Annotated in this window: 13 protein-coding genes and 1 pseudogene; 7 read left to right on the top strand and 7 right to left on the bottom strand. The window is 57.3% G+C overall.

Going from position 1 to position 11302, the window contains the following annotated elements; translation table 11 throughout:
* Positions 1 to 1181 (top strand): annotated as a pseudogene (locus PFER_RS12185) (CGP-CTERM sorting domain-containing protein); the annotation flags it as partial.
* 1 nt (position 1182) lies between these two features.
* Positions 1183 to 1971, top strand: a complete 789-nt coding sequence (locus PFER_RS08005) for a 4-phosphopantoate--beta-alanine ligase (RefSeq protein WP_048150898.1) — start codon at positions 1183 to 1185, stop codon at positions 1969 to 1971.
* Here the strand turns inward: PFER_RS08005 and PFER_RS08000 are convergent.
* The 7 genes from PFER_RS08000 to PFER_RS07970 all read right to left on the bottom strand — a co-directional run bounded on the left by PFER_RS08000 (position 1968) and on the right by PFER_RS07970 (position 7334).
* On the bottom strand, positions 1968 to 2699 hold the full coding sequence (locus PFER_RS08000) for a helix-turn-helix domain-containing protein (protein WP_048150895.1): 732 nt from the start codon (positions 2697 to 2699) through the stop codon (positions 1968 to 1970). The genes PFER_RS08005 and PFER_RS08000 overlap by 4 nt on opposite strands.
* Before the next feature lie 45 nt (positions 2700 to 2744).
* Positions 2745 to 3248, bottom strand: coding sequence for an NIP7 pre-PUA domain-containing protein (locus tag PFER_RS07995; protein ID WP_048150892.1), 504 nt, complete (start codon positions 3246 to 3248; stop codon positions 2745 to 2747).
* Between the two features lie 38 nt (positions 3249 to 3286).
* Positions 3287 to 3757 (bottom strand): hypothetical protein, encoded by a 471-nt coding sequence (locus PFER_RS07990; protein WP_157255158.1) that lies wholly within the window; start codon positions 3755 to 3757, stop codon positions 3287 to 3289.
* A gap of 88 nt (positions 3758 to 3845) precedes the next feature.
* Positions 3846 to 4352 carry a YkgJ family cysteine cluster protein gene (locus tag PFER_RS07985; RefSeq protein WP_048150886.1) on the bottom strand — a complete coding sequence of 169 codons (507 nt, stop codon included), beginning with the start codon at positions 4350 to 4352 and terminating at the stop codon, positions 3846 to 3848.
* A 5-nt stretch (positions 4353 to 4357) separates the two neighbouring features.
* Positions 4358 to 4918 carry a hypothetical protein gene (locus PFER_RS07980; protein WP_048150884.1) on the bottom strand — a complete coding sequence of 187 codons (561 nt, stop codon included), beginning with the start codon at positions 4916 to 4918 and terminating at the stop codon, positions 4358 to 4360.
* Between the two features lie 14 nt (positions 4919 to 4932).
* Positions 4933 to 5499 (bottom strand): hypothetical protein, encoded by a 567-nt coding sequence (locus PFER_RS07975; protein WP_048150881.1) that lies wholly within the window; start codon positions 5497 to 5499, stop codon positions 4933 to 4935.
* Positions 5500 to 5567: 68 nt separating this feature from the next.
* On the bottom strand, positions 5568 to 7334 hold the full coding sequence (locus tag PFER_RS07970) for a tRNA uridine(34) 5-carboxymethylaminomethyl modification radical SAM/GNAT enzyme Elp3 (RefSeq protein WP_048150939.1): 1767 nt from the start codon (positions 7332 to 7334) through the stop codon (positions 5568 to 5570).
* Between the two features lie 171 nt (positions 7335 to 7505).
* Between PFER_RS07970 and PFER_RS07965 the strand changes: the two genes are divergently transcribed.
* The 5 genes from PFER_RS07965 to PFER_RS07945 are packed head-to-tail and all read left to right on the top strand — an operon-like array spanning position 7506 to position 11301.
* The gene (locus PFER_RS07965; protein WP_048150879.1) at positions 7506 to 7736 is read left to right on the top strand and encodes a FeoA family protein; all 231 of its coding nucleotides are present in this window, start codon (positions 7506 to 7508) and stop codon (positions 7734 to 7736) included.
* Positions 7736 to 9733 (top strand): ferrous iron transport protein B, encoded by a 1998-nt coding sequence (gene feoB / locus PFER_RS07960; RefSeq protein WP_048150875.1) that lies wholly within the window; start codon positions 7736 to 7738, stop codon positions 9731 to 9733. Before PFER_RS07965 ends, feoB begins: the two co-directional genes overlap by 1 nt.
* A gap of 4 nt (positions 9734 to 9737) precedes the next feature.
* Complete coding sequence (locus PFER_RS07955) at positions 9738 to 10010, top strand: FeoC-like transcriptional regulator (protein WP_048150872.1); 273 nt, start codon at positions 9738 to 9740, stop codon at positions 10008 to 10010.
* 32 nt (positions 10011 to 10042) lie between these two features.
* Positions 10043 to 10795 carry a Nif3-like dinuclear metal center hexameric protein gene (locus tag PFER_RS07950; RefSeq protein WP_048150870.1) on the top strand — a complete coding sequence of 251 codons (753 nt, stop codon included), beginning with the start codon at positions 10043 to 10045 and terminating at the stop codon, positions 10793 to 10795.
* Positions 10796 to 10842: 47 nt separating this feature from the next.
* Positions 10843 to 11301 (top strand): hypothetical protein, encoded by a 459-nt coding sequence (locus PFER_RS07945; RefSeq protein WP_048150868.1) that lies wholly within the window; start codon positions 10843 to 10845, stop codon positions 11299 to 11301.
* The last annotated feature ends 1 nt before the right edge of the window (position 11302 follow it).

Below are 11302 nucleotides of genomic sequence, written 5' to 3'. Positions count from 1 at the left end.
ACTACAACGACGGCATAAACGGGGTAACCGTCGGGAGCGATGGGCTCTACGTTGCCGGCTACACCTACGAGACGGGGAAGGACAAGATAGCCTTCGTGGCGAAGCTCGACTTTGACGGCAACGTCCTGTGGGCCACGGACTTCGGTAAGCCACCCCTCGAGGCCAAGGAGGTAGCCCTGGGAGATGGAATCTACGCGGCGGCAACCGACGGAGGGGACATCTACGTCTCGAAGTTCGACGCCACGGGGGACTTCCTGTGGGCGGTCAAGTGGCCCAACGAGGGAAGGGACGAGGTTTACGACCTTGAATTCAGGGATGGAACCCTCTACGTGGCCGGAAGCGTTGAGAACCTGGCCTTCGGGAACGGCTTTCTCCTGGAGCTCGACGACAAGCTTCACTTCAAGTCCGGCCTCACCTTCGGCCTCGGGTACAGCGACGCCATAACGAAGGTGCTCTTCAACGGCTCAAAGCTCCTCCTCGTGGGGAGGTGGGGCAACTTCGACACCAAGACCTACGACACCTTCATAGCCTCATTCGATGACGGGACACTGGATGAAGCGCTGACCTTTACGAGCACGGGCGTTAACTTCCCGACGAACGCCTACTTCGACGGCGACCTCTACATAGCGGGCTACTCCGAGGGGCTGCTCACCTTCGAGATTCCCAACTTCACGGAGGTCACCAAGGAGACCCTCTACAACCCCCTCGAGGCCAACCTCGTCGAGCTCATCAGGGGAGACCTGCTCCCCGGGAAGCCCTCTTTTACGGTTAAGGACGTTAACGTCGCATCCAAGAACGTCGAGGGGGCCATAAACGAGCCCACCAAGGGCGACGCGATGTTCATAGCCCTCAAGAGGGAGATTCCGCCCCAGACCGCGACCACAACGGCAACCCCAACTCCAACCACTACAACGACCACAACCACAAGCACTACCACCACTACGAAGACAACCAGCACCACCACAACTACCACAACAACCACCACATCAACGCCAACCCCAAGCACTACCACCACGACGACATCCGTGGTAACCAAGACCGTGACCGTAACCCAGACGAGCACCACATCAACGCCCACTTCGAGCACAACAAGCACAACGACCTCCGAGAAGGGCGGAATCTGCGGGCCGGCCCTTGTGGGTCTCTTCGCGCTGCTCCCGCTCATGAGAAGGAGGAGATAGCATGGGGGAGTTCAGGGTTCCAAAGAGCCACCCGCGCTACTGGAGCCTCTACTACCGCCACAAAATTGAGGAGGCCATGGAGAAGGGAATCCTTGCCAAAGCGGGCCCCATAGCCCACGGCCGCGGCGAGGCCTTCGACTACCTGATAGGGGAGAAGACCATCGAGCCGGCGGAGAGGGCCATGAGGGCCGCGGTGGCAAAGCTCCTACTTGCGAAGCACCCCGTGCTTTCGGTAAACGGCAACGTCGCTGCTCTCGTCCCAAAGGAAACCATAGAGCTGGCCAAGGCCCTCAACTCGAAGCTCGAGATAAACCTCTTCTACCGCACGGAAGAGCGCGTTAGGGCGATCGAGGAGGAGCTGAGGAAGTACGACCCCGATATCGAGCTCCTCGGGATAAACCCGACGAGGAGGATCCCCGGCCTTGAGCACGAGCGCGGGAAGGTTGACGAGGAGGGGATATGGAAGGCCGACGTGGTGGTGGTTCCGCTCGAGGACGGCGACAGAACGGAGGCTCTCGTTGCGATGGGCAAGTTCGTTATAACCATTGACCTCAACCCGCTCTCCAGGAGCGCCAGAATGGCAGACATAACGGTGGTGGACAACATAATACGCGCCTACCCGCGGATGACCGAGCTCGCCAGGGAGATGAAGGACCACAGCAGGGAGGAGCTCCTCAAAATCGTCGAGGGCTACGACAACGGGAAAACGCTGGGTGATGTTCTAACCCATATGAAGAACCGCCTGGAGGAGCTCGCAAAGGAGGGAATATGGAGAAGGGCAGAGCTCTAAACGCTCTTCTCCGTTTTTTCCACGAGTTTTCTAAGCCTGCTTATGAGCTCGTCCTCGTCCCCGACGCGGGACACCACGAGGGGAACGCGCTCCTTCTCCGCTATCTTAACGGCCAGCGCATCGAGGTTCTTAACGCCGTGGAGGACCACCACCGCCGGCTTCATCCCCTGAACCCTTATCGCTATCATGGGGCTCCTTCCGGTGGTGACCTTAGTGAATATGAGAGCTCTTTCAGTTGTCCAGCCGTAGAGCCTGAGGAAGTCTTCACTGCTCATCTCAAGGATGGCGTGGATGCTGTCAACAACGGTGTAGCCGTAGAGCTTCCTGTCAATGAGGTCAACGTTCGCGACCACCTCTCCCTTAACCGCATCCACCACGCTCTTTATGGTCACGGGGAGCGCGAACTCCCTCATATCGAGGATGGCGTGGGTTGGGAGGTCTGCACCTATCGTCTTGCTGAAGGCCCTTATGACGTTGCCGCCGCGGCGCTCGTCAATGGTTATGAGGGCCTCCACGAACTTCCTTATGGTGGAAGCACCGGGGCTCTTCCTTCTGCCGCCCTCGTAGTCGCTTATAACGGACGAAGAAACGCCGAGGTAGTCCGCGAGCTCCGTCTGGCTTACCCCGAAGATTTCCCTCCACTTCCTCATCGTCTTGCCGGGGTCGGCCGAGAGAGTTATCTCCCCGGCTATCCTCTTTGCCAGAGATTCCTTCTCTTTTTCCAACATGGCTTAGTATTTGCGATGGACACATATAAGCTTTTCGGCAATTGCCTAACCCCTCGGCCTCCTTATGAAAGCCCCCACGTCCGTCAGATTGCGAATGAAGGGTTTTTTACCGGGGTTTATCAGGCCAAGGCCCAGGATGGTACCGTTCTCGTCCATCACGACGAGCTTCCTGCTCCCCTTCCAGCTGTACTCCCTCACCCCTTCCCTGAAGACGTCCTTTCCGGTCGTGAACATGAACGCGGAACGCGGCTTCAGAACGGCGTAGTTCTTCTCGATCTCGACAAAGTAGAAGAACTCCACGTTTGGATAGAACTTCTCGACGAGGTTCCTATCAACCTTTATCGTCCCAATGAAGGTTCCAAAGGCGTAGGGGGGCACCTTAAGGCCTTCAAGCTCTGCCCATAGGGAGGAGTTGACGGCGTAAACGTCCCTAAAGCGCCCCTCGATTACCCCGAAGAGTTCGTGCTTCAAACTGCCGTACTTCTCGGCCTCGCGCATTATCAGGTCAAGCTCCCACGAGGAGGCCCTCCGGTATCTCAGCCCTTCCATGAACCCACCGGTGAAAGTTCTCCCGGAAATTTAAAAGGTTAGCCCGAGACGTTGGTTAGGTTGGGGCGCTCGATAACCACAGTTGCGTTTTTGAGGGGCTCTCCTTCTGCGTGAATCGAGTAGTCAGCTGCCAGCCACTGGGCCGTGAAGGCACTCAGGAGCGCAGAGGTGCCCATGAGGGCCATGAGCGCGGTGGCGAATTCCCTTGGAACCGCCAAACCTTTGGAAGACCACAGTATGGCGAAGCCCACAAGAGACGTCAGAAACCACAGGGCAAAGACAGCGAGGAGGAGGGGCGTTTCGCTATCTCCCGGGTTCATCATGACGGTGCTGGAGCCCACGAGGCCGGTGAGGAAGTAGAAGCTCCCAAAAAGGCGTGCCCTCCCCAAACGGGCGGAGCCGAGGTAGTGGAGGGCTACAATTCCAGAGGCGAAGAAGCCCATCACGAGGAGCGGAAGGGCCCAGAACACCCGGGAGCGGAGAGGTGGAGGGAGCAGGACGGAGAACATTATGGGGACGGAGCCGTAGAAGAGGAGGTTGATTAGAGCCTGGAAAAGGAAGCAGCCCAGCAGAACCTTCGAGCGTTCTCCGGACGTATCAACCCCCTCCTAGGAGTTCCGCCACACTTTCGATGGTGGTCTCCTCAAGTTCCCTCTCGAATTCGAGGCCGAGCTTGGCTATTTCCTCCGGCGTGATTACCCTCTCGGGCTCCTCCACGCCAATACCCGGACAGTTTTTGTCGTAGTAGAGCCAGAGTTTTTCGCCTTCATACTCGAAGGGCCTCTCCCCCTCAACGCCCAGGGGCTCTCTCGACACCATGAATGGGTAGATGCGGCATATAAGGGGGTTTCTGCTGTGGACGGTGCAGAGGCCAGTTTCCGGGTCCTGAAAAACGCAGCCAAGGTCCCACTCCCTGACGCTGAGCACGAAGCGGGGCTTTTCCTCCATCGAGAGCACCATGAACTCCGAGGGGTCTTTTCCAAGCTCCATGAGGCCCCTTATGTCCCTCCGCGTGAGGTATATCCACCTCCCCCTGCAGCAGTCGAGGCAGTTGAGACACTTAAACGGCACTGGTTCCAAAAAGGGAACCGGCTTGAAGCGCATCACCCTCACTCCCTCGGGAAGGCCACCGTGAATGAGCCCTCCCCGACCTCAGGCCCGTACTTGGCCGCTATGTATACGCGCTCGTAGTTGCTGGGTTCCCCCTCTGTCCTGTGGGCGATTAGGTGGTAGCCCCTCTCGAGGTACCAGTAGTGGCTGCCAGTCTGAAGGAAGGCGTAGCGGGACATGGTGACGTTCTGGACGCACCGGGCCTTCACGGCGTAGGTCTGCCCGTTCCAGTAGAGGAGGTCAAAGCACCAGGGCTCCGAGATGGAGAGGGTAACCTCGTCCCCGTAGTCCTTGCTCCCCTTGAGGGTCAGCACACCCCAGAGGTCAACGGCATTCTCCTGGTGGTAGTTCCCTATGGTTATGTTCTCGAGGATGAGTATCTGGCCCCTAGGGGCGGCCACGCCAAACGGAACCGTTTCGTTGCTCACTATCGGGTAGGCTATGGCGACGATTATGAGTGTTGCCGCGGTAACAAGGAAGATTGCGAGTTTGGCCTCGAAGGATAGCCTTTTCAGCAGTAGGGATATCCTTTTCAACAGTTTGGATAGAGGGTTTGACATGCGTACCACCGTTATCAGCTATCTGTGGAGACCCTAAAGTAAGCGTCTCCGGTGTATTCTCCGTAGGAGACCGTCATGTTGACGAGCTCGCCGTTCTCAACGGGGCCGTTCTTGTGGAAGATTATCGCCCTTCCCGAGTCGAGGTACCAGTAGAAAACATCCTTCGCCTCGTGGGCGGGGCTCTTCCTGAAGGCGTAGGTACTGAGCTCTATCTCACGGGAGCAGTTGTACTTCATCATCCATCCCTTTGATGCTCCCTCCCACGTCCAGAGGTCAATGCACCAGCCCGGGGTGAGGACGCTTATCTTAACGGGCTCATCGGAGACGTCGTTCCCCTTGAGAACCAGCAGGTTGTTCTTACTGGTCATGACGACGGCATCGGTGTAGTTAACTCCCATGAGGTTGAGGTTCTCCGCCAGAACTACCTGCCCCTTGGGGGATGTAACCTCGAAGGGGTTGGGGTTGCTGGATATGATGGGGTACACCACGAGCGTTAGAAGAACCGCCGCCGTAACGACAAGGAATATTGAGAGTTTTATACGGAACTTCGTCTCCGAGGACATCCTATTCCTCTTGGACATTGTCCACCACCGTAAGTATTAAGGAGGGCATGTATTTAAGCTTTACCAAGGTGTAAAAGAAAATGCCTTCAGGTATTTAGGTGTGCATCGAATTTTTCATCCACCCGGTAGTCCGCGTACCCCTTATCGAGCCGTTTAGCGACGTAGGGACCGTTCTTCCTGTAGCCGAACTTCCTGTAGTAGTTCCTAACCCCAACGCCGCTTATGACGAGCATTTTCTTAACCTCGAACTCCTCCCGGGCTATACGCTCGGCCTCCGCTAAAAGCTCTCTTCCGTAACCGCGGTGCTGCCACTCGTACTTAGGCTTTCCGCCTATCGGAACCAGCGGGCCGTAAACGTGGAGCTCCCTGACAATAGCGGAGGGACAGCAGTTTATCTCCCTCCTGTGTGCCTTCTCGCTCGGAATCCTAAGGCGAATGAAGCCGATGAGGATGTCGTTCTTAACGTCCTCGAAGCTGAGGAAGATTTCCTTCCCTCCAGCGGCATCGTAGTCCTCGCGTAGGAGTTTTATGTGCTCCATCTCCGGCTGAACCCCAAACTTCTGCATCTGGTGACCGACTTCCCTAAACCTTATCTCCCTTGGTCGTATCCCGCGCTTTACGAGTTCGTTGAAGACAAGCTGCCCGAGGTTCGAGTGCTTGACACCCGCCTCAACGAGCTGGACCGGGATGTCCCTCTGTATTCTCATCACGCGAACCCACTTGGGGAAGAACTTGTAGGCCTCAACGAGAAGCTCAACCGCTTCCTCCGTCGTGTAGGGCCTGTACTTTCCAGCTTTGTACCAGCGGTAGAGAACCGTGTCCCTCGTCACGAGCGTTGGGTAGACCTTGAGCATGTCGGGCCTGAAGCGAGAATCCTCAAAGATGGCCCTGAAGGAGTACAAATCCCTCTCGAAGCTGCTCCCCGGAAGGCCTGGCATCATGTGGTAGTTGATCTTCAAACCCGCGTCCCTGAGGAGCTGGGTGGCCCTGACCACGTCCTCCACGGTGTGGCCCCTCCTCGTGCGCTCGTATATGAAGTCGAAGACCGTCTGGACGCCGAGCTCGACCCTCGTTGTGCCGAGCCTGAGCATCCTGTCTATCTGCCTCTCGAAGGCCCAGTCGGGGCGCGTCTCTATGGTCAGACCCACCATCCTAACCTTTGCCCTCTCGTTCCGCCTCTGCTCGTCCTCGAGGTAGTAGTAGGGCTTCGAGTGGGTTCTCTCCCAGGCGCTCCTGAAGGCAGGGTCGTCGCTTATTTCCCCCTCGATTACGGCCTTCCTGAGCTTATCCTCGAGGTTCTCGATGTCTTTGAAGTGGGGAAAGTCGTTCATGGCCTTGAAGGCGCACTTAATGTACCACTCCTGGTAATCCAGATCAACGGCCGGAAAAGTTCCCCCCTGGATTATGACCTCGACCTTGTCCACGTCGTGGCCTATGTCGTAGAGCTGCTTGAGGCGGTTCATCATGATGAGGTAAGGATGATAGGAGTTCTGAACCGCTCTAAGGGCGGAGGGTTCCTTTCCCGTGTAGCTCTGGGGGGAACCCTCACTCGGCCCTCCCGGACAGTAGATGCATCTCCCATGGGGGCACGGGAAGGGCTGCGTCATCATCGCCACCACTGCCACGCCGCTTATCGTCCGGGCGGGCTTCTTCTTGAGGAGCTCCCTGAAGTGCTCTCTATCTTTCCCGTCCATAGCCCTAAGTATGTCGGAGTTGGAGGGAATCTTTGAGAGGTGGTACTTTCCGGAGACCTTTATCTTAAGCCTGTTTAGGGCCTTCCTGTCCCTAACCTCTCCCCTCACTATCGCAGCGGCAATCTCCTCGCACGCTTTTTTGTAGGCCTCTCCGTCCATGTGAGGGGGTACGGCGGGGGGTTTAAAAGGGTTTGCCGGCCCCACCATGTGCTTTTCCATAACCCTTTGTTTTCCATTTTCGAACCATCCAGGGATTTTAGACTCACCAAATCTTTTTAAGGCCTTCGAGTTACTGTAAGAGTGTATTAGGGAAACCTAACGGTGACGCTCATGAACGTACGTTTAAGTCAGCTTGGTGAGAACGAGGGCGGAGTTGTGGTGGACATAGTCGGGGGGCCGAGGGCAAGGTCGAAGCTCACCTCCATAGGCATAGTGCCCGGCGCGAGGGTCAGGGTTCTGAGGATAAACCCCCATGGACCCATAATACTGGCCGTGGACAACGCGAGGTTCGCGATAGGGAGGGGACTCGCGGACAAGGTTATAGTCAGGAGGGCGGTGTGATGCTCAAGGTCGTGGCGCTCGCCGGGAACCCCAACGTTGGAAAGACCACTATATTCAACGCCCTGACCGGCCTCAGGCAGCACGTGGGAAACTGGCCCGGCGTCACCGTGGAGAAGAAGGAGGGGATTATGGAGTACAGGGGGCAGGAGCTTCTCGTGGTTGACCTCCCCGGAACGTACTCCCTCATGGCCAACTCCATAGACGAGCTCGTTGCCAGGAACTTCCTCATCGAGGGGAACCCCGATGTTGTCGTTAACATCGTTGACGCCTCCAACCTCCTGCGCAACCTCTTCCTCACGATGGAGATACTCGAGACCGGACTCGAGCGGGTCATAGTGGTGCTCAACAAGATAGACGTGGCCAGGAAGAACGGCGTTGAGATTGACGTGAAGGAGATGGAGCGCCTCCTCGGGGTTCCCGTGATAGTCACCAACGCCAGGGACGGCACGGGGATCGAGGAGCTCAAGAGGACAATCGTTGCCATGGCGGAGGGAGGAATAAAAACCCGGCCCATCATACCCACCTACGAGCCGGAGATAGAGAGGGAGATAGAGCACGTTAGCAGGGCCCTTGAGAACACCCCGCTTTCAGCCCGCTACAACCTCCGCTGGCTGGCAATAAAGCTCCTCTCCAGGGACAGCGAGGTGATAAAGCTCGTCCTCCGCCACCTCGGGAAGGACAAGATGGACGAAATCCTCGGGCACATAGGCGAGGTTGAGGCGAGGTACAAACGCCCCCTCGACCTGATAATAGCCAGCCAGAAGTACGAGTTCATAGACAACCTAATGCACCGCTTCGTGATCCACGAGAGAGCCGAAGGAACAACCCTCAACGACCAGCTCGACAGGGTTCTGACCCATCCCATTTGGGGTCTCCTGAGCCTGGCACTTGTCTTCTACGCCCTTTTCAAGTTCGTGTTCACCCTTGGAACGCCGATGCAGGAGTTCCTGGATAATTCATTCGCCTCCCTCGGGACGACCGTGGGAGAGCACATAGGGAGCGAGACACTGAGGGGGCTAATAGTTGACGGCGTAATAGGCGGCGTTGGTTCCGTCCTGAGCTTCTTCCCCCTCGTGTTCCTGCTCTTCGTTGGTATGTCCATACTCGAGGACTCCGGCTACATGGCGAGGGCAGCGGTCGTTATGGAGCGCATAATGAGGAAGTTCGGCCTGCCCGGCAAGAGCTTCATCCCGATGGTGCTCGCCTTCGGGTGCAACGTGCCGGCGATAATGGCCACCCGAACGCTCGAGGACGAGAGGGACAGGCTCATCACCATGCTCGTGAACCCCCTCGTGCCCTGCAGCGCCAGGATGGTCGTTATAACATTCCTCGCGGGGGCGTTCTTCGAGGAGCACGCCTCCCTCGTGGCCGTGGGGATTTACTTCGTCAGCATATTCATTGCCCTCCTCTCCGCCCTGATCCTCGGAAAGTTCGTCATCAGGGGTGAGGAGAGCCCCTTCGTCATAGAGCTTCCCGAATACGAGGTCCCCTCGTGGAAAGTGGCCATAATCCACTCATGGGAGAGGAGCAAGGAGTTCCTGAGAAAGGCGGGGACGGTTATCCTAGTAGGCGCGATAGCGATATGGTACCTTAGCAACTACCCCGTGGCAATGGGGAGCGGCGGGAGCTACGCGGAGAGGATCGGCATGGCCCTCGAGCCCATCACGAAGCTCATGGGGCTCGACTGGAGGGCCGCGGTGAGCTTAATCTTCGGAATAATAGCGAAGGAGAACGTTATCGCCACCTACGGGGTTATCTACGGCGTTGGAGAGGAGAACGCCGCCCTGGTGAGCCTTATGAGAACCGCCATGACGCCCCTGCAGGCCTTCGTGTTGGCCCTCATCACCACCCTCTACATCCCGTGCATAGCGACCATAGGGGCGATAAGGGCGGAAGCGGGGAGCAAATGGGCGGGCGTGGCAACCCTCTACAACCTCACCCTCGCGACGATCATAGGCGTCCTCGTCTATCACCTAGGCACCCTTATGGGCTGGTGAAAGGATGGGTAAGCTCGAAAAAGCCCTAGAGCTCATAAAAAGCGGCGTCAGAACACCGGAGGCGCTGGCGGAGAGGCTGAACACCAGTACCGAAGAGGTCGATGGGATGCTGAAGATACTCGAGAGCCTCGGCTACATCGAGAGGGTCGAGATAGGCCCATCATGCGAGAGCTGCCCCCTGAAGAAAATCTGTCCGGGGAGCTGCATCGTCTTCAAGGGGAACGTCTATGAGCTCGGGAAAAAGGCCTTCTCTCTCGATGGGGACGATGATTTTTAAGTTGGTTGTGCCAGTTAGAGGTGGTGGGGAACTTGAAGCGCGACGAAGTTGTGAAGTTTCTCGATGGGTACCTCAACATAAGCGCGTATCCGGACAAATCGAGCAACGGCCTCCAGGTCGAGGGGAAGGAGGAAGTGGAGAGGGTGGCCTTCGCCGTGGATGCTACCCTCAGAACCATCGAGAGGGCCGCTAAAGGCGGTGCCGACATGCTGATAGTCCACCACGGCATGATCTGGGGGGGCATAGATTACGTCACGGGGATACACTACAAACGCCTGAAGGCGCTCATCTCCTCTGGAATTAACCTCTATGTGGCCCATCTCCCCCTCGATGCCCATCCGGAGGTGGGGAACAACGTTGGACTCCTCGGGTTGCTCGGCCTTGAACCCAAGGGACCCTTTGGAGAGTACAGGGGGCTAAGCGTGGGCTTCTGGGGGGAGTTCGATGAGCCCCAGCCGATGGAGAAGGTCGCCCAGATAATCGCGGAAAAGCTCAACACGGAGGTAAAAACCTACGAGTTCGGAAAGCGGGAGGTCAAAACCGTCGGGGCGGTCAGCGGAGAGGGTGCCTTCGCCCTCGAAGAGGCCCACCGGAGGGGCATAGACCTCCTCATCACGGGGGAGTTCGGCCACGCGGACTATCTGACGGCGCAGGATATGGAGCAGAGCGTCCTTGTTGCCGGCCACTACAAGACGGAGACCCTCGGCGTTAAGGCCCTCATGGACGTCCTCAGGGGGCGCCTTGGGCTGGATGCTATCTTCATAGACGACCCCACGGGGCTGTGAAGAAAGGTTATATATCTCCCCCTCCAAAACCATTTTGGTGATGAAGGATGAACAAAGCACTCATCATACTCACACTAATAACACTCGCCCTCCTGGCGTACGCCGTTGAGACGGCGGAGCTACCGCCGGCGAGCTTCTCGTACATGGACGTTTTCTACGTGAAGAACGAGAGCGTGACTTACGTAACGCCCGATGGGGCGGGCCTCTTCGGGTTGAAGGTCGAGCCCTACGTTGACGGCTTCGACCTCGAGATAATCTTCCCCGAGGGTACATCCTACCTCGTGCGCTACGGTGAGGAGAACATAAAGGGAACCGGGGAGTTCAAGGTCACGGTTAAGAAAGACGAGCTTCCAGAGGAGATATACATCCAGTTCCAGCTGCCAGGGAAGCTAACGGACGAGGTCGTCCACCGCAAAGGCTCCGCAAAAATCGAGATCAAAGCCCACAAACTGCCCTTCTGGAGAACCAACGAGACGATAGTCGTGAAGTACAGAAAAACGGAGTGAG

This window comes from Palaeococcus ferrophilus DSM 13482, from assembly GCF_000966265.1.
Taxonomy (GTDB): domain Archaea; phylum Methanobacteriota_B; class Thermococci; order Thermococcales; family Thermococcaceae; genus Palaeococcus; species Palaeococcus ferrophilus.
Note: the sequence above shows the minus strand (reverse complement) of the source record. Positions and strands in the feature narration are given on the sequence as shown.